Annotated in this window: 24 protein-coding genes and 1 riboswitch; of the genes, 12 read left to right on the top strand and 12 right to left on the bottom strand. The window is 37.7% G+C overall.

Going from position 1 to position 22,988, the window contains the following annotated elements; all coding sequences use genetic code 11:
* The first annotated feature begins 87 nt into the window (after positions 1-87).
* The 3 genes from AC1M9J_RS02760 to AC1M9J_RS02750 all read left to right on the top strand — a co-directional run bounded on the left by AC1M9J_RS02760 (position 88) and on the right by AC1M9J_RS02750 (position 1,407).
* A complete protein-coding gene (locus AC1M9J_RS02760; RefSeq protein ID WP_035263705.1) occupies positions 88-321 on the top strand; it encodes a hypothetical protein in 234 nt (77 codons plus the stop codon).
* Positions 322-435: 114 nt separating this feature from the next.
* Positions 436-672: a hypothetical protein gene (locus AC1M9J_RS02755; protein WP_092766368.1), complete on the top strand. Its 237-nt coding sequence runs from the start codon at positions 436-438 to the stop codon at positions 670-672.
* Between the two features lie 147 nt (positions 673-819).
* Positions 820-1,407, top strand: coding sequence for a lecithin retinol acyltransferase family protein (locus AC1M9J_RS02750; RefSeq protein ID WP_481591057.1), 588 nt, complete (start codon positions 820-822; stop codon positions 1,405-1,407).
* Between the two features lie 218 nt (positions 1,408-1,625).
* Here AC1M9J_RS02750 and AC1M9J_RS02745 read toward each other — a convergent pair whose 3' ends face one another.
* Entirely contained in the window at positions 1,626-3,347 is a 1,722-nt protein-coding gene (locus AC1M9J_RS02745) for a glutamine--tRNA ligase/YqeY domain fusion protein (RefSeq protein WP_481595352.1), read from the bottom strand.
* 165 nt (positions 3,348-3,512) lie between these two features.
* On the opposite strand from AC1M9J_RS02745, the gene AC1M9J_RS02740 reads away from it, so the two are divergent.
* The 4 genes from AC1M9J_RS02740 (at position 3,513) to nfsB (ending at position 6,193) form a co-directional block, all read left to right on the top strand.
* Complete coding sequence (locus AC1M9J_RS02740; RefSeq protein WP_481591059.1) at positions 3,513-4,022, top strand: peptidylprolyl isomerase; 510 nt, start codon at positions 3,513-3,515, stop codon at positions 4,020-4,022.
* Positions 4,023-4,139: 117 nt separating this feature from the next.
* Positions 4,140-4,871 (top strand): UDP-2,3-diacylglucosamine diphosphatase, encoded by a 732-nt coding sequence (locus AC1M9J_RS02735; RefSeq protein ID WP_035263713.1) that lies wholly within the window; start codon positions 4,140-4,142, stop codon positions 4,869-4,871.
* A gap of 135 nt (positions 4,872-5,006) precedes the next feature.
* Positions 5,007-5,426 (top strand): hypothetical protein, encoded by a 420-nt coding sequence (locus AC1M9J_RS02730; protein WP_035263715.1) that lies wholly within the window; start codon positions 5,007-5,009, stop codon positions 5,424-5,426.
* A gap of 113 nt (positions 5,427-5,539) precedes the next feature.
* On the top strand, positions 5,540-6,193 hold the full coding sequence (gene nfsB / locus AC1M9J_RS02725) for an oxygen-insensitive NAD(P)H nitroreductase (RefSeq protein WP_035263717.1): 654 nt from the start codon (positions 5,540-5,542) through the stop codon (positions 6,191-6,193).
* Positions 6,194-6,238: 45 nt separating this feature from the next.
* Here the strand turns inward: nfsB and AC1M9J_RS02720 are convergent, their stop codons facing one another.
* The 4 genes from AC1M9J_RS02720 to ftsB form a co-directional block, all read right to left on the bottom strand.
* Positions 6,239-7,483, bottom strand: a complete 1,245-nt coding sequence (locus AC1M9J_RS02720; protein ID WP_481951829.1) for a D-amino acid dehydrogenase — start codon at positions 7,481-7,483, stop codon at positions 6,239-6,241.
* Between the two features lie 139 nt (positions 7,484-7,622).
* Positions 7,623-7,711, bottom strand: a riboswitch (glycine riboswitch).
* A gap of 396 nt (positions 7,712-8,107) precedes the next feature.
* Positions 8,108-9,244 carry a rod shape-determining protein RodA gene (gene rodA / locus AC1M9J_RS02715; protein ID WP_092766373.1) on the bottom strand — a complete coding sequence of 379 codons (1,137 nt, stop codon included), beginning with the start codon at positions 9,242-9,244 and terminating at the stop codon, positions 8,108-8,110.
* A gap of 82 nt (positions 9,245-9,326) precedes the next feature.
* Complete coding sequence (ispD, locus tag AC1M9J_RS02710; RefSeq protein WP_035263723.1) at positions 9,327-10,052, bottom strand: 2-C-methyl-D-erythritol 4-phosphate cytidylyltransferase; 726 nt, start codon at positions 10,050-10,052, stop codon at positions 9,327-9,329.
* On the bottom strand, positions 10,018-10,407 hold the full coding sequence (gene ftsB, locus AC1M9J_RS02705) for a cell division protein FtsB (RefSeq protein WP_035263725.1): 390 nt from the start codon (positions 10,405-10,407) through the stop codon (positions 10,018-10,020). The genes ispD and ftsB overlap by 35 nt, the downstream gene beginning before the upstream one ends.
* A 254-nt stretch (positions 10,408-10,661) precedes the next feature.
* Here ftsB and AC1M9J_RS02700 point away from each other — a divergent pair, with 254 nt between their 5' ends.
* Positions 10,662-11,162 carry a hypothetical protein gene (locus AC1M9J_RS02700; protein ID WP_481951828.1) on the top strand — a complete coding sequence of 167 codons (501 nt, stop codon included), beginning with the start codon at positions 10,662-10,664 and terminating at the stop codon, positions 11,160-11,162.
* 119 nt (positions 11,163-11,281) lie between these two features.
* Here the strand turns inward: AC1M9J_RS02700 and eno are convergent, their stop codons facing one another.
* Genes eno through AC1M9J_RS02685 form a run of 3 tightly spaced genes read right to left on the bottom strand, consistent with a single transcriptional unit; the run spans position 11,282 to position 15,148 of the window.
* On the bottom strand, positions 11,282-12,571 hold the full coding sequence (gene eno, locus AC1M9J_RS02695) for a phosphopyruvate hydratase (RefSeq protein WP_092766375.1): 1,290 nt from the start codon (positions 12,569-12,571) through the stop codon (positions 11,282-11,284).
* A gap of 46 nt (positions 12,572-12,617) precedes the next feature.
* Positions 12,618-13,475, bottom strand: a complete 858-nt coding sequence (gene kdsA, locus AC1M9J_RS02690; protein ID WP_481951827.1) for a 3-deoxy-8-phosphooctulonate synthase — start codon at positions 13,473-13,475, stop codon at positions 12,618-12,620.
* A 32-nt stretch (positions 13,476-13,507) separates the two neighbouring features.
* A complete protein-coding gene (locus AC1M9J_RS02685) occupies positions 13,508-15,148 on the bottom strand; it encodes a CTP synthase (RefSeq protein WP_035263731.1) in 1,641 nt (546 codons plus the stop codon).
* 227 nt (positions 15,149-15,375) lie between these two features.
* Between AC1M9J_RS02685 and AC1M9J_RS02680 the strand changes: the two genes are divergently transcribed.
* Entirely contained in the window at positions 15,376-15,774 is a 399-nt protein-coding gene (locus AC1M9J_RS02680; protein WP_481587524.1) for an internalin, read from the top strand.
* A gap of 97 nt (positions 15,775-15,871) precedes the next feature.
* Here AC1M9J_RS02680 and AC1M9J_RS02675 read toward each other — a convergent pair whose 3' ends face one another.
* The 3 genes from AC1M9J_RS02675 to AC1M9J_RS02665 all read right to left on the bottom strand — a co-directional run bounded on the left by AC1M9J_RS02675 (position 15,872) and on the right by AC1M9J_RS02665 (position 19,602).
* On the bottom strand, positions 15,872-16,972 hold the full coding sequence (locus AC1M9J_RS02675; RefSeq protein WP_481951826.1) for a YheT family hydrolase: 1,101 nt from the start codon (positions 16,970-16,972) through the stop codon (positions 15,872-15,874).
* 51 nt (positions 16,973-17,023) lie between these two features.
* Positions 17,024-17,431, bottom strand: a complete 408-nt coding sequence (locus AC1M9J_RS02670) for a nuclear transport factor 2 family protein (RefSeq protein WP_035263736.1) — start codon at positions 17,429-17,431, stop codon at positions 17,024-17,026.
* A 146-nt stretch (positions 17,432-17,577) separates the two neighbouring features.
* Complete coding sequence (locus tag AC1M9J_RS02665; protein WP_481951825.1) at positions 17,578-19,602, bottom strand: 2,4-dienoyl-CoA reductase FMN-binding domain-containing protein; 2,025 nt, start codon at positions 19,600-19,602, stop codon at positions 17,578-17,580.
* Between the two features lie 138 nt (positions 19,603-19,740).
* On the opposite strand from AC1M9J_RS02665, the gene AC1M9J_RS02660 reads away from it, so the two are divergent.
* The 3 genes from AC1M9J_RS02660 to AC1M9J_RS02650 all read left to right on the top strand — a co-directional run bounded on the left by AC1M9J_RS02660 (position 19,741) and on the right by AC1M9J_RS02650 (position 22,001).
* Positions 19,741-20,283, top strand: a complete 543-nt coding sequence (locus tag AC1M9J_RS02660; RefSeq protein ID WP_092766380.1) for a PadR family transcriptional regulator — start codon at positions 19,741-19,743, stop codon at positions 20,281-20,283.
* 11 nt (positions 20,284-20,294) lie between these two features.
* Positions 20,295-21,203 carry an alpha/beta fold hydrolase gene (locus AC1M9J_RS02655; RefSeq protein ID WP_481595358.1) on the top strand — a complete coding sequence of 303 codons (909 nt, stop codon included), beginning with the start codon at positions 20,295-20,297 and terminating at the stop codon, positions 21,201-21,203.
* 75 nt (positions 21,204-21,278) lie between these two features.
* On the top strand, positions 21,279-22,001 hold the full coding sequence (locus tag AC1M9J_RS02650; protein ID WP_481951824.1) for an SIR2 family NAD-dependent protein deacylase: 723 nt from the start codon (positions 21,279-21,281) through the stop codon (positions 21,999-22,001).
* Positions 22,002-22,010: 9 nt separating this feature from the next.
* Here AC1M9J_RS02650 and AC1M9J_RS02645 read toward each other — a convergent pair whose 3' ends face one another.
* Positions 22,011-22,898, bottom strand: coding sequence for a DUF4349 domain-containing protein (locus AC1M9J_RS02645; protein WP_481951823.1), 888 nt, complete (start codon positions 22,896-22,898; stop codon positions 22,011-22,013).
* Positions 22,899-22,988 lie beyond the last annotated feature (90 nt).

The following is a 22,988-nucleotide window of genomic DNA, read 5'->3' as shown; positions in this document are numbered from 1 at the left end:
AATGTGCCTTAAATCACGATTACAAACTTGCATTAAATTTTAAATCGACTATATTTCGACCTATCTTTGGTTGCAAATGAAGGCTCTATGAGTTTTTGGCAAAAGCTGTTTTCATCAGATTCGCAGCAGAACGAGCATAAAAATCAAATTGCTTGTGTTGAAAATGATTGTTCATGTAAGACTAACGATCAGTTGATCGAGGCTTTACAAAAGGCATCAGATGAAGATGTAATCCGCGGAATCAAAAAAGTTCTTATTTCGCGTGGCTATTCAAAAAAAGATCTTACTGATTTATTGAGTAACAAAATCACCCTTCAGTAAAGAAAAAAAGCACTGCATAGACAGTGCTTTTTTTATGATAAATTTTCTGTTCAATTTAAAAATGTTCAATTAAGATAAGCTCATAGGATAATTAAAAATACATTTGGGGATTCAATGAAAAATATTCTATTCATTATTTTAGGGGCGACTTTCATATCGCTTAGTGGTTGTAATAAGCTACCTTCAGCATGTGAGGAAGTTTGGGGCAACATTGAAAAATTAGCGAAAGAGAGCGGTATTCCTCAAACTGCCATAGATCGTCAAAAAATCGAGTTTGAAGAGCAAATTAAACAGCTTCCTAAAGAAGATGCAATTAAAAATTGTGAAGCACAAAATGCTTTCTTCTCATAACTTCATTTGAGTTGAATAAAAAATTTAGGCACCTTTTTTAGGGTGCTTATATTGTATTTATACCTCATTATTTATTTCCAATTCGGTTATACTGTGGACTCTCTTTCAATAAATGTACATCTGTAAAGTTATTGGAATATTTTATAAATGCGGCATAAACACGTCAAAACATTCCCTCTTGGTGCTCACTTAATTGTTAAGCATTTTGGTTATTCACATCATGGTATTTATGTGGGTAAGGGTCGTGTTATTCATTATTCAGGTTTTGCTCATCTCTTTAAAAAACATCCGATCGAAATTACATCTCTGCAAAAATTTGCACATGGCAAAAAAATTACGATTCGGCATTATAGCACCCCCAAATATTCAGGTCGTGCTGTCGTAAGACGAATGCGCTCTCGAATGCATGAAAATAACTATCATCTCATTATTAATAATTGTGAACACTTATGTTCTTGGGCGATCACGGGCATCGAAAGTAGTCCACAAGTCATCAAAATGATGAATAGACTCACCACTATTGGTTATATCAGCTCACTCATGAGCTACTTAAATAGTCTTCTTTTAACTTTAGCAACCACCTGTTTTGCTTTGGTATTTTATATTAAGAAAAAGTTAAATGATCAGCGCAAACTGAAAGGCCCTGTGTATATCGCTTTACAGCAACATCAGAAACTAAATCAAAAAAAAGCCCCGCTTAAGCAGGGTTTCGAGGAAAACAAAGTTTCAAATTAACCTTTCGGTTGAATTAAATATGCGCTTGAAAATCCAAATAGTCAAATATATATTTGAAATATAATGTTATTTTAGTTTTTATTTATAACTTATTAAATTATTCTTAAATACTCACCTTTATCTAATCATGTGAATTTAATCACAAAAATTATTTATTAACCTAAATTTGAATAAAAAAAAGCCTGAATCAATCAGGCTTTTTTTGATATTACCAAACTTTATTTTGCAGGCTTAAAACTATCTTTTAAATCCAAAATACGGTTAAAGACAGGTTTTTCAACAGTATGATCAAATTGATCAGCGACAAAATAACCTTCACGCTCGAATTGGAATCGATCTTCAGGTTTCGCTTGAGCTAAAGCAGGCTCAATTACCGCTTGAACAATTTTTAGAGAATCTGGATTTAAATTCGCTAAGAAATCATCGTCCGCATCAGGTGCGGCTTCAGTAAATAGACGATCATAAATACGAACTTCAGCAGGAATCCCTTTATTTGCAGATACCCAATGAATAACACCTTTGACTTTACGACCTTCTGGATTCTTACCTAAAGTATGCGGATCGATAGAGCATTTAAGTTCAACAACTTCGCCATTTTCATCCTTAATCACTTCATCACATTTAATCACATAAGCATGACGTAAACGGACTTCACCACCAGGAATTAAGCGTTTAAACCCTTTAGGCGGCTCTTCCTCAAAATCTTTACGATCAATATACAATTCAGAAGTCAGTGGAATTACACGATCACCCATATCAACATTTGGATGGCGTGCGTGTGTTAAATCCATATCCTCTGGAAGGTTGGTCAATGTCACTTTAAGAGGATTCAATACCGCCATACCACGTGCAGCAGTATTTTCTAATGATTGTCGAATGCAGAATTCAAGCATTGCAACATCGACAATACCATCAGTTTTAGATACGCCCACACGCTTACAGAAATCACGTAAGCCTTCTGGAGTAAAGCCACGACGACGCATTCCCACGACTGTAGGCATACGTGGATCATTCCAACCATTGACGTAACCACCTTCGACCAGCTTACGTAATTTACGTTTTGAGGTGATGGTGTAATCAACATTCAAACGGCTTGATTCGTACTGGCGTGGAACTGCTGGAGAATTTACCTTAGCGATAACCCAATCATAGAACGGGCGATGGTCTTGGAATTCAAGCGTACATAACGAGTGCGTAATGCCTTCAATCGCATCAGACAAAGGATGAGCATAGTCATACATTGGATAGATTTTCCACGTATCGCCTGTTTGATGATGCTCAGAATGTAAAACACGGTAAAGAATTGGATCACGCATATGTACGTTCGGTGATGCCATATCAATCTTGGCACGAAGTACTGCTTGGCCTTCTCCAAGCTCACCATTACGCATTTGTTCAAAACGTGCTAAGTTTTCTTCAACCGTTGCATCACGTTGCGGAGAATTTTTACCTGGTTCTACAAAATTTCCACGATTCAGCTTAATTTCTTCAGGAGATTGCAAATCGACATATGCATCACCTTGTTTAATTAATTGAATCGCCCATTGATACAATTGATCAAAGTAACTTGATGCGTAGCGTGGTTCACCATTCCAGTCGAAACCGAGCCATTTAACATCGTTCGCAATACCATCTACATATTCTTGTTCTTCTGCATCTGGATTTGTATCGTCAAAACGAAGATTACATAAACCAGAAAATTCTTCTGCAATACCAAAATTCAGGCAAATCGCTTTAACATGTCCAATGTGTAAATAACCATTAGGCTCTGGTGGAAAGCGCGTCACGACTTTATCTGTACGCCCTGCTGCAAGATCTTCTGTAATTACTTGACGTACAAAGTCTAAGCCCGGTTGTTGTTCTTGCTGCGCAGCATCGACTGATGGATTGTTAGTCGTCGGGGTATTTGGCAGGGATGAAACAACATCATTCGGCTTCATAGTTGATAAATCACTTCTATAAGATAAAATAGGATAATTAAAACGCTATCTTCATATTATTAACAAAGAAAATAACGTTTTTGCTTGCCTTGTAGTTTACAGTTTGCTTATGCTTCTCTCAACCACAAACCCATGGCTTTTTGTCCATGATCAGGAGATTATAGAATGAGTTTTCCTCAAGTCGAATTAAACACCAATAAAGGACGTATTGTTCTAGAGCTTAACTCTGAAAAAGCACCTAAAACTGTTGCTAACTTTTTAGAGTACGTTCGTGATGGTTTTTATGATGGCGTAATTTTCCACCGTGTAATTGACGGTTTCATGATCCAAGGCGGTGGCATGGATGAAAACTTCAAAGAAAAAGCAACTCGCGATTCTATTGAAAATGAAGCTGACAACGGTTTAAGCAATGACGAAGGTACGATTGCTATGGCACGTACTCAAGCTCCTCACTCAGCATCTGCACAATTCTTCATTAACGTGAAAAACAATGCTTTCCTTAACCATACGGGTAAAACAGCTCAAGGTTGGGGTTATGCAGTATTTGGTAAAGTTGTAGAAGGTATGGACGTTGTTAATGAAATCAAAAGTGTTCGCACTGGCAACCGTGGCTACCACGCTGACGTTCCACTAGAAAACGTTGTGATCGAATCTGCTAAAATTCTCTCTGAATAAGAAACCTACTCCCTAACTTATTAAGTTTTCAAGCACTGCTTTAAAACGAATATCATGTTCAAGGGATCGTTTCGCCATCTAAAGTTGATGGGGATGTAGGCAAATAAGGAATATTAAGTGACCTATCTGTTTATTTCAGATTTACACCTGTCACCTGAACACCCTCGACTCGTTCGAGGGTTTTTAGATTTATTAGATCATTATCAAGACCAGCAAACCCAACTCTATATTTTAGGTGATTGGTTTAATGCATGGATTGGTGATGACTATACAGCTCCTTGGCTCGATGAAATCGTTGAACGCTTAAAAAGATTTACTGCTCAGGGAAATCAAGTTTTATTTTCTGTCGGCAATCGTGATTTTGCGCTGAATCAAATTTTTTTAAATAAATTTGGTGGCATCTTATTGTCCGAAGTCTCTAACTTAAAAATAAATGACGTCCAAATTCGTATAGAACATGGTGATTCACTGTGTACAGACGATGTCGCCTATCAACGTTTTAAAAAAATAATCAGAAATCCACTCATCATTTGGATACTGCGGAATACCCCACTTTCTTTTCGTACTCAACTTGCAAATGGATTTAGAAAAAAAAGCCACGAATCAAAAGAATTTAAATCTTATGATGTCATGGATGTAAATCAAGATGCTGTCCACGATGCATTGAAAGAAGTTGATTTACTAATTCATGGTCATACGCATCGCCCTCAAATCCATATCTCTCAAGATAAAAGAAGAATTGTTTTAGGCGACTGGCGTTTGGATCAAGCTCAAATTTTGGAAATTAATCAATCGAAATTCTCTAAGCAGTCAATCAATGATCTGACACTGAAAACATGGTCTTATTAGTTCCTCTATTTTTATAATGATCTCATCAACCTTTAAATTGAAATTTCACTCAATGTTTGAATATTAATCAGTATGTTTTGCTTTAAGTTTTTTTGCATATGATAATAACGACTCAATTCAATTCGTGAGTTTGTCATGTCTAATTTCAGCAATATTACTGTTCAACACCATGAAGATGATAAAGTGTCATTATTAATCGATGGTAAAGCAATCTCTGAACGTTATGATGTACGGCTAGATGCCACAATTATTGATGAACTCAAAAATCTTGCTGATGGCGCCGCATTGACAATCTTTGAACAATTTATATTTTCCCATCAAGATCTCAACTTTGAGCATTCATATCAATATGTGACTAACATCGTAAACCATAATAACGATTACGAATTGATCACCCACCTTGTCTACAAAATTAAGGCCGCAGACCAAGCACCGATCGAACATAATATCAGCAAGAATGGTCAACCTATGACTGAAGAAGATGTGCGCGCATTTATCAACCAACAAATTGCAATGTCATTAGAAAAATATACTGATTTAAAATATGCCTATTGATTTAAAGACAAGTCAGATTTTTCATATCATTTAGCATCAACTATAGAAAATATTTAAGTTCAGAGTCATTTAAAATTTTTAGATGAATATATTGTGAATAATCGGAGGATAATATGGATTTGTTAAACATCTCCCAATCTCGCTACACCACCAAAGCATACGATTCTTCAAAAAAGATCCCTCAAGAAAAGTTTGAAAAATTATTGGAATCTTTAAGGCTCGCACCTTCATCTATCAATATTCAACCGTGGCATTTCTTTGTCATCGAAACTGATGAAGCCAAACAGCGCATTGCTAAAGCACTGGTTGGTAAGTATGTTTATAATGCACCCAAAGTCCTTGAATCTTCACACACAATTCTGTTTTGTACGCATAAAGACATTACAGACTCTCATCTAGATCGATTATTAAATCAAGATGAAATCAGTGGTCGTTTTAAAGATGACCAAGCAAAACAAGCTCAAAAAGATACGCGCTTAGGCTATGTTGATTATTATCGCAACGAAAAAGGCGATATCCAGCGCTGGTCTGAAAATCAAACTTTTATTGCACTTGGGCAAACCTTATTTGCTGCAGGTTTAGAAGGTATCGATGCCACTCCAATTGGAGGATTCGATGAAAAAATTATCGCTGAAGAGTTAAATCTTGACGCAAAAGGCCTGATTCCATCAGTGCTATTGGCACTTGGTTATCGAAGTGAAAAAGATTTTAATGCCAAATTACCTAAATCTCGTTTGAATGCAGATCAAGTTTTCACTCGACTATAAATGTATTTGCCACAATAGTTTTCACGCTATTGTGGCTTTTCTTCATTAAGCCGCTATTTTCTGTGAAATTTCTAAACAGATCATTGCAGCAGTTGCAGCTGACAGCGTCCAACCCAGATGCCCATGACCGGTATTATAAAAGACTCTCGGATGCTTCCCTTGTCTTACCACTGGCATCATATTCGGCATCATCGGTCTTAATCCAGCCCAAGGGACACAATGCTCAGTTGAAATATCAAAATTACGATTCACCCAATGAACCAAAGGTTGTATGCGATCCATACGGATGTCTCGGTTATAGCCATTAAATTCTGCAGTACCAGCAATTCTTAAACGATCTCGACCTAATCTCGACGTCACAATTTTTGCACTTTCATCCAATAAACTTACCCATGGTGCATGTTGTTGGCTATGTTCATCATTCAACTGAACTGTAATCGAGTACCCTTTCACTGGATAAACATTGACACGATCTCCAGCCTGTTGTGCTAAATGATAGCTTCCAACTCCACCACAAATGACCATTGCATCAGCTTGAATAAATCCATCGGGTATATCTCTACTTTTAGGATCACAAGCGCGATATTTAGCTGAAACTTGTTCTGTTGAATGATCCAGATTTAAATCTTCAACTTCTACACCGTATAAAAATTTCCCACCTTTATTCGCCACCACTTGGGCTAAATGCGTGGTGTATTTGTGTATATCTCCTGTGGCATCGTCAGGACAATAAAAACCACCGTAATATTCTCCCTTCAAACTTGGTTCAATACTGTGAATTTCTCCATTTGTAACAGCGTGACGCTCTAATCCACCTTTGCATAACAAATCATTCACTCTTATTGCGACATCATAATCCTGCTGATTATGATAAAAGTGCAAAATTCCACGCTTTACCAAATCAAATTGAATATTTTCTTTCTGTGCAATTTCAAACAGCCGTTTTCTTGCCAATAATGCCAGTCTTACCGTTTCTTGTGTGTTGGCTTCGTAGTGTTGGATATTACCCATAAATTCAATCAGCCAAGCGTATTTATGCAAATCAAAAGATGGGTTGAGTAATAATGGTGCATCTTTTTGGGTCATCCATTTGATACCCTTCAGTACCGTTGCTTTCTGATTCCACACCTCTGCATTACATGCAGAAAGTTGACCTCCGTTCGCAAATGAAGTCTCCATTGCTGGATATAAGTTTTTATCCAAAATCGTGACTTGATAACCAAGTTCTAACAATTCGTAGGCAGTGGTTATTCCTGTAATGCCAGCACCAATCACCATAATATGTGACATAAAAGCTCCTTGAAAATTTTATATTTTCAATGCCCCATCTGTCACGGTACCTGAGAGCTTCGGAAATCTTCATAACATATGATTATTTCCATCCCCTTCGGTGAGTCTAAACATCATTAGACTTCTCTCCAGATGATTGAGAATAATTACAGTCCTTTTGCCTGAGAGATTCCGGGGTCGTTGCTCCTTCGGCGGATCTACAGAAGACCTCTCTCCTGCAATATTCGTTTAATTCTTATTCAGCAATTAATATGCCATAGTTAATTTTTTTATACATCTACGAAAATCAATTTTAAAAAATATTTTTATACAAATGGATCACCAAGTTTAAGACAACAGCTAAGACAGGAATTTTTAGCTTGGGAAACGTTACAAAGATCATTGTTTAGCTCAAATTTTCTCTACCATCGATAAAAATTTAGTTATTACAAAAAAATGAGGAAATAAGTTAATTATTTTAGAGTTACTCTCTCAAATAGCATAGATCAACTTCCATCTACACTTTCATCTTCTTCAGCATAAAAGTGTAATGACTGATTAGAGCAATCATTGAAGCTCAAAGTTTCAATAGATGTGAGAGTAAGCAGAATGTGAGTTGAAAATTTGCTGTCAACCCTAGATGTTTTAGCGATGAGTATGTATAGACATTACAATGCCCATACCTGCAAGCGTTGCAATGACTGCCGTACCACCATAACTCATGAGTGGCAATGGATCACCCGTTACTGGAAGTATTCCACTCACCATTCCACTGTTCAAAAACACAAAGAAAAAGAAAGTTAAACCTGCCGCACCGGCATAAAGACGTCCAAAATTATGGAAGCTGTTCATGGAAATAATCAAACAACGAATAATGATCGCAGCAAAAATAACAAATAATACGAACACACCAAAAAAGCCAAATTCCTCTGCATAAGCAGACATAATAAAGTCTGTATGATGTTCGGGGAGATAACCTAAATGAGACTGTGTTCCTTCATTAAAACCTTTACCAAATAGTCCACCAGAACCAATCGCAATTTTAGACTGAATGATATTCCACCCTGCACCTAGCGGATCTGATTCAGGATCAAATAAAGTTAAAATTCGCTTTTTTTGGTATTCCTGTAGAAAGAAATTCCATAATAATGGTGCAACCACTGCAAACCCAGCGACCACAGCCCCAATCAAACGCCAAGAAATACCACTTAAAAAAATGACAAAAATTCCGGGAATAATTAATCCAATGTTTAAGTCAGGCTGTAATGCGACTAAAACAAAAGGAATCATCATCAGAAATAATGCAAAGAGAATATGCATAAATTTGGGTGGTAAAGTCCGCAGACTGAAAAACCAAGCCATCATGAGTGGCATCGTAAATTTCATAAATTCACTGGGCTGCACACTCCCTAATCCAGGAATAGAAATCCAGCGTTTTGCGCCTAAGCGGACATCACCAATTAGCAATACCAAAAGCAGAAGCACAATCGAAAATGCATACAGATAAGGACTGACAATTTGATAAACTTTTGGAGGAATTTGTGCACAAATAAACAGCAAAATAAAACCGATACCAAAACTGGTCGCCTGACGAATCACCATGCTTGAATCATGATTGGTTGCACTATAAACAACCATGAGTCCAAAAGCTGCGTTTAATATCAAAAAACCAAGTAACCATGGATCTAAATGTAATTTAGTCCAACGTGACGAATCATGTTTGATTGTTCGTCCATCTCTCAAGGCATGACGCAAAAAACGGTACTGTTGTGAAGGTATCATTGGCTGAATTGCATATTCTAAGTGGCGTTATTATAAGACAATGTTTTGGCTATTTAAGCAAAGTCCCAAACATAAAACTAAATTATTTCGAGTCAGACTGTGACTGAAGAATCAGACGAGCAAGTTCTAAATCTTCAGGATAAGTAATTTTAATATTATCAGATCGTCCAATCACCACATCTACTGGATGATGAGCATATTCAAGCGCACTCGCTTCATCCGTGATTGTGATCTTGTGAGTTAATGCATGTTCAATCGAGGTTTTTAGCAATTTAATGGTCGACAATTGTGGAGTTTGTGCTTGCCACAATGCACTTCGATCAACAGTTTTTTCAATGGCACTCGACTGATCTACTCTTTTTAAAGTATCACGTACAGGCGTTGCTAAAATTGCGCTATGCTTAGATTCGATAACATGGCGAATCAAAGATTCTAAATTACTCAAGCTCACACAAGGTCGAGCAGCATCATGCACAAACACCAGATCATTTTCATCTGCAATATTGGTTAAATACTTTAAACCATTAAGTACAGAATCAACCCTCTCCTGACCACCTAAGCAGAAATGAAGGATTTCTGATTTAGCAAATTGAAGTGTCTGAGCAAATTTATCATGCTCTGAGATGGCCAATACATAGCCAGCAATAGGCAATTGAGCAATACGTTCCACAGTATGCTCAAGTACAGTTTTATTCTGGATAATTTGATATTGCTTTAACGCTGATTTGGAAAATCGACTACCAGAACCTGCTGCCGGAATAATAGCCCATAATTTACGGTTGTTCAGATTCAGGTTGTCTAGACTCATTGGTTCTTAAATCTACGTTAGCATTTGGGTCGATATAAATCGGCTTGTAATTCGTACTGATGGTACTCATTTGAATAAAAGTTTCATGAGGCTTAATTAAGCCAAGATCTAAACGTGCATGTTCTTCAATCGCCTCAACACCATTTTTAAGATCATACACTTCAGCAGCCAGAATACGATTACGCTCTTTTAACTCTTCATTTGTTTCAGCTTGTTGATTCATTTGCTGAAGTAGCGCCTGATGAGGGAAATATCCTCCCTCACCGAGCCAAAAGCGATATTGAAAGATGGCAATTAAAATTATTGCCACCAGCAAAATCACTTTACTTGAAGTAGTTTTAAAGACGTCTAACATTATATTTGAGGCTTAGTTAACATCATGAAATTAGAGCACTAATATACCCTAAAACAAAGAAAGGTAGTATGTGTAACTGTGTTAAATATGCAAATGTTAAACAAATTCACATTGATTGATTTCTTTTAAAAATACTTACTGATAAATATCAAAAGTTATTGAATATTCAAGAGTCATTATATTTACACTTTTTATTTCATAGCTTGATAACATAACAATTTGCTTAAGAGCTTCATAAAAAAGGATTTCAATTAATGAATGAATTTGAGATAACGATTCGTGCAGCCTATATTCAAGGTATTTTAGGGGTTCTAGGTGCATTAATTGGTGCTGCTGTCGTAATTTTCTCCCTGAGAAGCACAGCAAAGAATACAGTAAAACAAATTAAAATTGATAAAATTGCTGAATCTAAACGAGATCAATATATCGATCTTACAGACGCATATACACAATTTTTAGTTTCATCATTATTACTTAAGCACAAAAAACAAGATTCAGACAATCATCAACCCGATATTGAGTGGGACACTCATTTGTCCAAGTACATTAGATTGATTGGATGTATCAATAAAGTTAATTTAATTACAACATCATCAATACGATTAGAACTTTATGAATTAGAAAAAGTCCTCATAACTTATCAAACTTCTGTATCTAACCATTTCTTTAACAATTTCCCTTTAGACTCTAGCAAAACCCTTGAACAGAAAGTTTTCGACTTTGCAAAATTATTAAGAAATGATTTAAGTATTTAAAGTCATCAATCTTTGGAAGCAAAACTCTCTCAATTGAGGCTTAAACATAAACTTTAGAAATTAAATAAAAAACCACTCTTTAAAGAGTGGTTTTTTAAAATTCAAAATAATCTAAACGATTAATTTAAACCTTTAAACTCAGCTTTACCGCGGTAAATAGCATTCGTCAATTCTTCGATACGAAGCAATTGGTTGTATTTCGCTACACGGTCAGAACGGCAAAGTGAACCAGTTTTGATTTGACCAGCACCAGTACCTACTGCAAGATCCGCAATTGTAGAATCTTCAGTTTCGCCAGAACGGTGAGAAATCACTGTAGAGTAACCATTTGCTTTAGCAAGATAGATCGCATCTAAAGTTTCAGTCAACGTACCGATTTGGTTATACTTAATCAGGATAGAGTTACCAACTTTTTCGTTGATACCACGTTGAAGGATTTTAGGATTTGTAACAAACAAATCATCACCAACCAATTGAATCTTGTCGCCAAGAATCGAAGTTAGGTAAGACCAACCTTCCCAATCAGATTCATCTAAACCATCTTCAATAGAGATAATTGGATATTGGTTTACGAGACCTGCAAGGTAGTCAGAGAATTGGTTGTTTGTGAATGCTTTATTGCCTTCACCAGCAAGGATGTACTGACCATCTTTATAGAATTCTGAAGATGCACAGTCAAGCGCAAGCATAATGTCAGAACCCGCTTTGTAGCCAGTTTTTTCAATTGCTTCAAGAATAACTGTAATTGCTTCTTCGTTTGAACGTAAGTTCGGCGCGAAACCACCTTCATCACCAACAGCAGTATTTAAACCTTGTTTCTTTAAAACTGATTTTAAAGAATGGAAGATTTCTGCGCCTGCGCGAAGTGCTTCAGAGAATGAAGTGAAGCCAACTGGCTCAATCATGAACTCTTGGATATCAACGTTGTTGTCCGCATGTGAACCACCGTTTAAGATGTTCATCATTGGAACAGGCATTGTTAAAATGCTGTTGTTACGAAGGTCTGCGATGTATTGGAAAAGAGGAGTTTTCTTTTCGTCAGCAGCAGCACGCGCAGCAGCCAAAGACACTGCCAAAGTTGCGTTCGCACCTAATTTTTCTTTGTTTTCAGTTCCGTCTAAAGCGATCATCGTATTATCGATGTCTTTTTGTTCGAATACTGATTTACCCACTAACGCGTCACGGATTAACGTGTTTACGTTGTTCACAGCTGTTTTAACACCTTTACCTAAGTAACGTGCTTTATCGCCATCACGAAGTTCTAAAGCTTCACGAGAACCAGTTGAAGCACCAGATGGTGCACATGCACGGCCAACTACGCCAGATGCTAAGATAACGTCTGCTTCGATGGTTGGGTTACCACGAGAGTCCAAAATTTCACGTGCACGAATGTCAACGATTTGGCTCATGAACAATTCCTCAGTTGATTAATAAAACGATGCGTCTAACGCTGCATCAGTGTGTATCTAATTTTTTGAAACCTTTAACCAAGGTATCCAATTCTTTAAGCTGAGCTAAGAATGGCTCAAGTTGAGACATTCGAAGAGCGCAAGGTCCATCACATTTTGCTTTTTCTGGATCAGGATGTCCTTCCAGAAAAAGACCTGCTAGACCTGTAGCCATACCCGCACGCGCTAATGTCGTAATTTGTGCGCGACGACCACCTGCTGAATCTGCACGACCACCTGGGGTTTGAAGTGCATGTGTCACATCAAAGAAGACTGGCACATTCATTTCTTTCATGATGTCGAAACCAAGCATATCGACAACTAAGTTGTTGTAACCAAATGCTGAGCCACGCTCACATAAAATCAGCTTGTCATTCCCGGCTTCCAAACATTTATGCAAGATATGACGCATTTCATGCGGTGCTAAGAATTGCGCTTTTTTGATATTGATAATGGCTTGAGTTTTTGCCATCGCCTCAACAAGATCTGTTTGACGGCTAAGGAAAGCAGGTAATTGAATGATGTCAGCCACTTCAGCCACAGGTGATGCTTGATATGGTTCATGAACATCTGTAATGATCGGAACATTAAAATGTTTTTTAATGTCAGCCAACCACTCAATTCCTTTTTCAAGACCAGGTCCGCGGAAAGAATTTAAGCTCGAACGATTTGCTTTATCAAAGCTTGCTTTGAAAACATATGGAATATCCAAACGTTTGCAAATATCAACATAAGTTTCTGCAATTTCAAAAGCTAAATCTTTTGATTCAAGTACATTCATTCCGCCGAATAATACAAATGGCAAATGATTTGCCATTTGTATATCGCCTAAACGTACAATTTCTTGTGCTTTTAATTGTGACATTTAAACTTCCTAGTTATGTCCTAAGACATTCATTATTTCGATTTTTGATACTGTTTTTTAGCAGCATCAATAAAACCAGCAAATAATGGATGACCATCACGTGGAGAACTTGTAAATTCCGGGTGGAATTGTACAGCAATAAACCAAGGATGTTGAGGAATTTCAACAGTTTCAACTAAACGTTGGATTGGTGAATAACCAGAAATTTTCATACCTTTTTCTTCTAAAGTAGGAATATAACGATTATTCATTTCGTAACGATGGCGATGACGTTCAATAATTTCTACTGAACCATACACTTCTGCAGTTTTAGTGCCTTCAACCAATTCTGATTTTTGAGCGCCAAGACGCATTGTTCCACCAAGATCAGAATCTACAGAACGTTGTTGTACTTCACCACGTTCGTCTAACCATTCCGTAATCAAACCAATTAAAGGCGATTTAGTTGAACGGTTAAATTCAGTTGAAGTTGCATCTACGATACCAGCAACATTACGTGCGTATTCAATGACCGCAAGTTGCATACCCAAGCAAATACCAAGGAATGGAATTCCATTCTCACGTGCGAATTTAATCGCTTGCATCTTACCTTCAGTACCGCGCTCGCCAAAACCACCAGGAACTAAGATTGCGTCAGCATCTTTCAACACTTCCGCTACATCTTGGCTTTCTAGTTCTTCGGCATTGACATAATCAATTTGAACTTTAACGCGGTTTTGGATACCTGCATGTAAGAGTGCTTCGTTTACAGATTTATAAGCATCTGGAAGTTCAACATATTTACCCACCATCGCAACACGAACAGTGTACTCAGGATTTAATAGTGCTTCTACGACATTATCCCAATCTGAAAGATCGGCTTCTGGTAAATCGTTATAACCAAAACGCTCGCAAATTAAATCATCAACGTCTTGTTCATAGAACGTACGTGGAATTTCGTAAATTGTGCGTGCATCTTTACACACCACAACTGCACGAGCTTCTACGTTCGTGAACAACGCAATTTTACGCTTTGTATCAGCATCAACATCGTGTTCAGTACGACAGATCAAAATATCTGGTTGAATACCGATTGAGAGTAATTCTTTCACTGAGTGCTGAGTTGGTTTTGTTTTCAACTCTGCAGCTGACTTGATATATGGCAACAACGTTAAATGCATCAGCATTGTGCGTTTGTGACCAAGTTCAACCATTAACTGACGAACAGATTCCATGAATGGGAGAGATTCAATGTCACCTACTGTACCGCCAATCTCAACAATAGCAACGTCATAGCCTTCACCAGCGCGAAGAACACGTTCTTTAATATTGTCTGTAATGTGTGGAATAACTTGAACTGTTCCACCAAGGTAATCACCGCGACGCTCTTTATTTAAAACGTCTTGGTACACGCGACCAGATGTAAAGTTATTAAGCTTGGTCATTTTCGCACGACGCAAGAAACGTTCGTAATAACCCAAGTCTAAGTCAGTTTCCGCACCATCCTCTGTGACAAAAACTTCACCATGTTGGAACGGGCTCATCGTCCCTGGATCGACATTAATATATGGATCCATTTTCACCATGGTTACTTTTAATCCACGGGCTTCTAAAAGTGCAGCAACTGAAGCAGCTGAAATACCTTTACCTAGTGATGAAACAACACCACCAGTAACGAAAATAAAATGGGTCATTGGGTTTCTCGTACAATCGAGCCTAAATCGGCCTGCAATGTTGCGCAATTTTACTTTACTCTGTACCTATAAAGCAAAGTCAATCCGCATCAATTCAAAGAACAATAAACAATTGGTTATTCTATCATCATTTCCAATAAAGATTCACGCACACTTTCAGTGATTTTCATCTGTTAATTTGCTGTTATACTACGTCAGTCGATCTAGCTAGTTTGTTTTGAGCAACTATGAATAAAAAATTTTTAATCGGTGGTGCAATCTTATCTGCACTCCTCGTTACTGCATGTGTAAAAAAAGAAGCGCCTAAGGAAGAAGAACAGGAACAAACTGTTGAAACAACTGAACAGGCAGAACAAATTGAGAACATTGAGATTTCTGAACCAGAAATCGAACCTGAGCCACCAACTCAAGTTGAAATTGAGCATCAGGAAACAAACAATACGTCAGCGACTATTCGTCGTGAATACCGCGATGCTCCTGCACAAACGAATCCTGCCCCAGCACCAGCTGTTGAAAATGTAGAACGCCCTACACCTTCTCCAAGTGCATCAACAGGTGGTTCTCAATCTGAAGATGATGCTGTTGCCGCTGCTATTGCTGCTGCTACCCCTGCTTTAGAAAACTAATTTTCGAATTTAAAAAAACCGAGTGACAAGACTCGGTTTTTTTATGTCAACATAAATGAAAGTCAAATTGTTATTCATTTATAAACAACAAAAATTGTCAGGCTTTCTCTAATTCTAAAAAAAATTCTGCAATTAATTTGTGTGCCCAAGATTCTGGATTTTTATTACCTTCATAGAAACAGCAATGGCTTCCTTTTTTTGTGGTCACTACTGCCATGTTCGGCATATGTTGAATCACTTCTTTATAAGGCTCTAAATTGCGGATATGGCATACTGGATCGTCTTCCGAATTTAAAATCATCAACGGCACTCTAATCTTCTCAAAGACATAGATGGGATTTGTCGCTTTACAATATGCGTCATAATTTTCAAATCCAGCGAACTGATAATATGTTTTTTCAAAATCAAATAAATCTTTAGCAACACTCAGTTGCTTTAAACTTTCTAAATTTCGCCAATGTTGCTCATAAGGTTTTAAAAAATGTGCATTTAACTTTTTTGCCATCAAACGGCTATAAAAAGGATGAACATTTGAAAAACCAGTTTCCGTATTGTATCCAGGACAAAGTGCGAAAGCCGCTTGAATTGGTGTGGAGCTTTCTTCCTCACCTAAATATCGAACCAATAATCCAGTTCCTGCTGAAGACCCAACTGCATACAATTTAGAATATGGTAAGCGCTGTTGAATATGTTCAATCTGCTCTCTTAGATCTTGCGTGTTTCCAAAAAGATTAATTTTAGGAACTGAAAGTGGTAGACCTGCATGCCCTCGTCTTAAACACAATGCAATACGCCAACCAGTTACTTGATGTAAGTCTCTGACCAATTCTCTCATACTGGCTGGGCTTCCAGTAATGGTATGCAGCACTAAAATAGTAGGTGTTTCCGCAGGCAGATGCATGCCATACCAAGCAATACCCGTTGTTCCCCCATCAGACATTGTTAACTGTTCAATGAAGTCATATTCTAATTTTACGGTTTTCTTTCGAACTTTATCAAAATACACCAAGTGAGCATGCGTATTCGAGAGCCACGGCGTTGGTCTATATTTATAATGCAGACGTTTCAAGTTTGAAATCACATGCGCTAACTCACCTTGCGGATTAAAATAGATTGAAGGTATAGCTGCACCAGTAAAATGATCAAGTTGGGTTTGAGTGAATTCTTGCATCCACTTGAAACGCTGATTAAGATTCATACAGACTCCGAATTTACTTACTCCAATTCATAAGCCAAAAACATGCCTAATTTATTTTGGTAGAAATTGAGCCATACGTTGGCCCATTTGCAACGCCAAAGCCTCTAAACCACTTTTAGGCCGAATCATCACCTCAAAGTCAATAATTTGACCTTGCTCATTAAACTGGATCATATCAATCCCTTTTAATGTTTTTTCACCGACATTTGCGGAAAATTCGAGCACAACACTGAGCCCATCTGCTGTATAGAACTCACGGTGATAACGAAAATTTTCAAAGATCTCAATCACATTGGTCAAAATAAAAGTAACAACTTGTTTGCCTGGATAAGGCTTAAATGCGACGGGTGATTTAAATACGACTTCTTCAGACAAAAGCTCATTCAATAGACTTAAATCACGCGTTTCAAGCATGTGGTGCCAACGTTGAATGGATTTTTGTGTGGTTTCGAGTGTCATTTTTATGTCCTTTTTGTTGTATCAGTCCAACCTTTTAGAAGAAAAGGGAGAATACTATGTCAAGGAGAAGTCACATTTAATTAAGTACCCTCTCCAAATCCTCTTCTCGCACTTTAATGTAGAATACAGGAGAGAAATTTTCTGGCTTAAATCTTGGCAGCCAATTCAGCACCTTGACGAATCGCACGTTTTGCATCTAGCTCACCCGCTTCTTTCGCCCCACCAATTAAATAAACTTTTTTACCTACCTGCTCAAGTTGATCAAACATAGCCGTATATGATTCTTGACCTGCACAAATCACCACATGATCCACGTCTAAGACGGTAGTTTGTTCGTTAATTGTGATATGTAAACCTTGGTCATCAATCTTGTTATACGTTGCACCTGGAATCATTTTTACTTCGCGATTTTTTAATCCAGTACGATGAATCCAACCCGTTGTTTTACCCAAGCCTGCACCAACTGAAGTGGCTTTACGTTGTAATAAGTAGATTTCACGTGATGGCTGTTCTAATTGAGCAGGTTTTAAACCTCCTACATTAGAATATGATGTATCAATTCCCCATTCATCATAAAATTTTTGAGGATTCAAGCTTCCACTTTCCCCCTCATGGGTTAGATACTCAGCAGCATCAAAACCAATACCACCAGCACCAATAATCGCAACACGCTGTCCGACTGGTTTTTTCTCTCTTAAAACTTCGATATAAGACAACACTTTTGGATGATCAATTCCTTCAATATCTAAATGTCGAGGTGTCACACCTGTAGCGACGACAATTTCATCAAACTGATCTGTATTGAGCTCTTCAAAAGTTGCAGTATGATTAAGTTTTAATTGAATTAAAGGTTGCAGCTCAATTTTTCGCTTAAAGTAACGCAATGTCTCATAAAACTCCTCCTTTCCTGGAATCGTTTTTGCAATATTAAATTGCCCCCCAATTTGATCGGCTGCTTCAAAGATGGTGACTTGATGACCACGGTCAGCTGCATAAGTAGCAAAACTCAATCCTGCAGGACCTGCACCAATGACAGCAATTTTTTTAGGCGTATGGGTTTCTTTAAAAATGAGTTCAGTTTCATGGCATGCACGTGGGTTAACCAAGCATGACGCAATTCTGAGTGAAAAAATATGATCCAAACACGCTTGGTTACAGCCAATACACGTGTTGATTTCGTCACTTCTACCCTGTTCAGCTTTTAGTACAAATTCTGCATCTGCAAGCATTGGGCGAGCCATAGAAATCATATCTGCATGACCTGAAGCTAACACGTGTTCAGCCATTTCAGGGGTATTGATACGATTTGAGGTAATCAATGGAATATTAACTTCACCTTTTAGCTTTTCTGTCACCCATGTAAATGCTGCTCGAGGTACTTTCGTTGCAATCGTGGGTATACGCGCTTCATGCCAACCAATCCCTGTATTAATGATAGTCGCTCCGGCTTTCTCAATTTCTTTTGCAAGATGGATGACCTCCTCAAGCGTTGAACCGCCCTCAACCAAGTCGAGCATCGAAAGTCTATAAATGATAATAAAGTTTTCACCCACCTCTGCACGGGTACGTTTTACAATTTCAATCGGCAAACGAATGCGGTTTTCATAACTCCCACCCCATTCGTCATCACGGTGATTGGTACGTGCTGCGATAAATTCATTGATGAGGTAACCTTCAGACCCCATAATCTCAACACCATCATAACCTGCATATTGAGCCAGCTTTGCACAGTTAGCAAAATCATCAATGGTTTGATGAACTTCAGCCGAGCTTAAAGCATGAGGTTTAACTGGATTAATTGGTGCCTGAATTGCTGATGGTGCAACGTTTTCAGGCTGGTATGAATATCGACCAGTATGCAAAATCTGCATTGCAATCTTACCGCCAGCATCATGTACTGCTTGTGTAATGATTTTATGTTTCTCTGCTTCAGCAATCGAGTCTAATTTTGACCCTCCCGCAAAAGTCACACCAGCATCGTTGGGTGAAATTCCCCCCGTCACGATAAGACCGACCTGTCCTTGAGCACGCTCAGCATAAAATGCGGCCATACGTTCATAGCCACCTTCAACCTCTTCTAAACCTACGTGCATTGAACCCATCAATACACGATTTTTTAAAGTGGTAAAACCTAAATCTAGTGGTGCAAGTAAGTTTGGATAATTTGACATTCTGACCTCATGGCTCGCGTTTGCTTGCTATTATTGTGTGTTTCATGCAACTTGTTGCATAAATATATATTCTAATTTTGCTTTTTATGCAACATGTTGCATAATTAAGTTGATTCAACATTTTACGATATATGATTTATGTCTTTAGCACATGTTTTGTTGACCAGTCTCATTGAAAAACCAAGTACAGGTATTGAACTTGCACGTCGCTTTGACCGTTCTATGGGATTCTTTTGGAATGCAACTCACCAACAAATCTATCGTGAACTCAATGCTATGCAAAAAAAAGGTTGGATTTCGACTATTGATGAAGGTGATCCCAACTCGAGAAAGAAAAAATATAAAGTTGATGCTCTAGGTCGAACTGAACTTGCCAATTGGATGGTACAGCATAGTGAGCCTGCCCAACTCAGAGAAGAATTGATGGTGCGTTTAAGAGCTGAAGCACAACTAGGTGGTAATAATGTGCTGACAGAATTGGAGTCTCATTTAGAAATTCATAAAAATAAGTTAAAAATATACCAAGCGATTTACGACAAAGATTTTGCCAATAAAAATAATGATGATCGTACACTCTATATTCATAAAATGATTCTTCAATTAGGCATTGAATTAGAGCAAGGTTGGATCAGTTGGTTAGAACGTGTAATTCCACAATTGAAAATAATGAATACAAAATAAAGGATATATCTATGCCATTTTATACCATGCAAGATGACGAAAAATTATATGTTCGTGAAATAGGTCAAGGTGAACCTGTTTTGGTGCTATCTGGTTTAGGAATGCAAAGTTGGCAATGGATTCCTTTTTTTGCATTTAATTTAAAGAAATATAAATTTATTATTCCTGACTGGCGTGGTTTTGGTGGGTCTAAGCATTGTAAAATTCCAGATGCTGATGCTATTTCAAGTCACTGGAACGATATTCAGGCATTGATTAGTCAACGCCCTAGACAACAATATAAAGTGATTGCTTATTCTATGGGGGCAACTACTGCCATGCATGGTATGCAATATGGTCAATTTGCTGATCAAATCCAAGCATACTTGCATATTGATCAAACCCCTAAAATACCTTCTGATGAAACTTGGAGTTTCGGGCTATTGGGCGATCGCTATCCAGAGTTCAAAAAGCTACTCATCGAACTTTCTTCTTTTTTACATCAACATGAAAATTATCAAAACCTGAGTGAATTACCTACTCACTTAAGCCGCGAATTAGTCGAGCTTTGGGTTAAATTTTTATCTTTACAAGATAATCATCAATTGAGCGCTAAAATTTTTAAAACAACACTCAATCAACCGAAAATTCAAAAGTTAATCCTCCCTATGCAACGTCTCGACTATATGCGTTGGTACATTGACAACTATCTAAACCATAAAGAAGATTACAGAGCCGCGATCTCAAAGTTAGAATGTCCAGCAACTTTTTTTATCGGCGCTAAATCCGCACTCTATCCAGCGCAAGGGCAAAAGCTCATTGCTGAATCGGTTAAAAATCATCGTATCGTACTGTTTGAGCGCTCAGGGCATACGCCTTTGATCAATGAACCCATTAAATTCGCACAAGAAATTTCTAAATTTCTGAATCAAACTATATAAGCTCTAATGAATATTTGAATATTAAGTTGATCCAGACGTCATACGTGGGCATAAAATCAATAGGATGGAGATTGGATGAATCAGTCTAAAAAAAAGCTTGTGATTTTTTCGGGTGCTGGTATGAGTGCTGAAAGTGGTATCAATACATTTCGAGATAGCGATGGACTTTGGGAAAACCATCGCATAGAGGATGTCGCAACGCCCGAAGCTTGGCGTAACAATCCTGTTTTAGTACAGCGCTTTTACAATGAACGGCGAAAAAAAATTTTAGCATCTGAACCTAATGCAGCACATCTTGCGATTGCAGCACTTGAACAACATTATGATGTACATGTGATCACGCAGAATATTGATGACTTACATGAACGCGCTAGAAGCAAAAAAGTACTACATCTTCATGGAAATATAAGACTGGCCAAAACCTCAGGGCCAGATGCTCAATTCACAGACAAATTTTACACAATTGAAGGTACTGAACTGGATATTTCTCGTGACTTCTGTGACGCTGGATATCCGCTTCGTCCACATGTCGTATGGTTTGGTGAATCCGTTCCCGCTTTTGAAGAAGCAGAAGTGATTTGCCAGCAAGCTGAAATCTTTGTTGTGATTGGAACAAGCTTAGCTGTTTATCCTGTTGCAAGCTTAGTACACAGTATTTCACCAAGCTGTGATGCGTATTATATCGACCCTAAAGCCGATCTCGGCCGTGTGCCACAACACTATACATGTATCTCAAAATCAGCAACCGAAGGAATGCAAGATTTGGCTAAACTTCTTTCTTCAGTTCAGCCAAATTGAGGCATGGGCTTATTTGAGTTTATCAAAATAAGGTTTTAACCATCGATATAACAAGAAGCCAATTAAGACAATCAAATAAAAAGGCCAAATCATTAATAAAAACACCAAAACATCGAGCACAAATTGCCAGCCATATTTGATGCTATTCCAAGCACGCTGAATAAAGTGATCACCATTTAATCGCGCCACTGCATCAATATCAATATCAACCCTTTCTCGGACCAGTGTTGGTTGATTCAGTTGTAAACTGATCGTACTGAATTTAACACGGTCTTGAACTTCGAGTTGAGTGAGCCGTGTGATTTCATTCAAATGAGCTGGTCGTGCTTGACTTGAAATAGTCTGTGCTTGATTCATTTTTTCTTGAAGAAGCTTCAATTCAAAACGTTGTGCACTATAGCGTTGCTGATTCAGAAAAAACATTAAAGGTAAAAGTTGATTAACAACATGTGGGGCACGCTCACTCGGTACACGTAGCACCATAAAAGATATAGGTTCAACTTTTTCAAATACTTTTACTTTACCTTCTGAAATATTCTGACGTTTAAGATCAACCACATTGAAATCAATATCTTTTCTTTCAATAAATCCGCCTGCTTCAAGGGTTATTTTTTCTATCTCTAAACTGCTTTTCACCACATCTTTAACAGTAAAGTTAACTTGCGCCTCTCGAACCATACGACGAGTCAGTTCAACTGGATTAACCTCTTGATTTAATATGACCTCAGGTTTTTGCTCCTGGACGGGCGAAGTATTTGGTTCAGCCACTTCTTGCATATCAACTTGCGTATCAGCAGTATTTTCTTGAACTGCTTCAGCAGAGTGTTCCTCTATTTTTTTTGAACAGGATGCCAGCAACATCGAACACAGCAGCGTGCTTATTACTATTCTTTTCATTCATTTTCTCTAAATTATAATGTTTGTATTGATGGCTCATAATTTTAATTATTATAAACATTCAATTAAGAAATTATACTTAAAAGTTTC

It is taken from the genome of Acinetobacter sp. ANC_7588 (assembly GCF_056783995.1).
The sequence above is the reverse complement of the archived record's forward strand: the minus strand, read 5'-3'. Positions and strand labels throughout refer to the sequence as shown.

Bases quoted from the DNA above. Each gene is read 5' to 3' on its own strand.
- AC1M9J_RS02760 (WP_035263705.1), top strand. From the start codon at position 88: ATGAGTTTTTGGCAAAAGCTGTTTTCATCAGATTCGCAGCAGAACGAG.
- AC1M9J_RS02755 (WP_092766368.1), top strand. From the start codon at position 436: ATGAAAAATATTCTATTCATTATTTTAGGGGCGACTTTCATATCGCTT.
- AC1M9J_RS02750 (WP_481591057.1), top strand. From the start codon at position 820: ATGCGGCATAAACACGTCAAAACATTCCCTCTTGGTGCTCACTTAATT.
- AC1M9J_RS02745 (WP_481595352.1), bottom strand. From the start codon at position 3,347: ATGAAGCCGAATGATGTTGTTTCATCCCTGCCAAATACCCCGACGACT.
- AC1M9J_RS02740 (WP_481591059.1), top strand. From the start codon at position 3,513: ATGAGTTTTCCTCAAGTCGAATTAAACACCAATAAAGGACGTATTGTT.
- AC1M9J_RS02730 (WP_035263715.1), top strand. From the start codon at position 5,007: ATGTCTAATTTCAGCAATATTACTGTTCAACACCATGAAGATGATAAA.
- nfsB (WP_035263717.1), top strand. From the start codon at position 5,540: ATGGATTTGTTAAACATCTCCCAATCTCGCTACACCACCAAAGCATAC.
- AC1M9J_RS02720 (WP_481951829.1), bottom strand. From the start codon at position 7,483: ATGTCACATATTATGGTGATTGGTGCTGGCATTACAGGAATAACCACT.
- rodA (WP_092766373.1), bottom strand. From the start codon at position 9,244: ATGATACCTTCACAACAGTACCGTTTTTTGCGTCATGCCTTGAGAGAT.
- ispD (WP_035263723.1), bottom strand. From the start codon at position 10,052: ATGAGTCTAGACAACCTGAATCTGAACAACCGTAAATTATGGGCTATT.
- ftsB (WP_035263725.1), bottom strand. From the start codon at position 10,407: ATGTTAGACGTCTTTAAAACTACTTCAAGTAAAGTGATTTTGCTGGTG.
- AC1M9J_RS02700 (WP_481951828.1), top strand. From the start codon at position 10,662: ATGAATGAATTTGAGATAACGATTCGTGCAGCCTATATTCAAGGTATT.
- eno (WP_092766375.1), bottom strand. From the start codon at position 12,571: ATGAGCCAAATCGTTGACATTCGTGCACGTGAAATTTTGGACTCTCGT.
- kdsA (WP_481951827.1), bottom strand. From the start codon at position 13,475: ATGTCACAATTAAAAGCACAAGAAATTGTACGTTTAGGCGATATACAA.
- AC1M9J_RS02685 (WP_035263731.1), bottom strand. From the start codon at position 15,148: ATGACCCATTTTATTTTCGTTACTGGTGGTGTTGTTTCATCACTAGGT.
- AC1M9J_RS02680 (WP_481587524.1), top strand. From the start codon at position 15,376: ATGAATAAAAAATTTTTAATCGGTGGTGCAATCTTATCTGCACTCCTC.
- AC1M9J_RS02675 (WP_481951826.1), bottom strand. From the start codon at position 16,972: ATGAATCTTAATCAGCGTTTCAAGTGGATGCAAGAATTCACTCAAACC.
- AC1M9J_RS02670 (WP_035263736.1), bottom strand. From the start codon at position 17,431: ATGACACTCGAAACCACACAAAAATCCATTCAACGTTGGCACCACATG.
- AC1M9J_RS02665 (WP_481951825.1), bottom strand. From the start codon at position 19,602: ATGTCAAATTATCCAAACTTACTTGCACCACTAGATTTAGGTTTTACC.
- AC1M9J_RS02660 (WP_092766380.1), top strand. From the start codon at position 19,741: ATGTCTTTAGCACATGTTTTGTTGACCAGTCTCATTGAAAAACCAAGT.
- AC1M9J_RS02655 (WP_481595358.1), top strand. From the start codon at position 20,295: ATGCCATTTTATACCATGCAAGATGACGAAAAATTATATGTTCGTGAA.
- AC1M9J_RS02650 (WP_481951824.1), top strand. From the start codon at position 21,279: ATGAATCAGTCTAAAAAAAAGCTTGTGATTTTTTCGGGTGCTGGTATG.
- AC1M9J_RS02645 (WP_481951823.1), bottom strand. From the start codon at position 22,898: ATGAAAAGAATAGTAATAAGCACGCTGCTGTGTTCGATGTTGCTGGCA.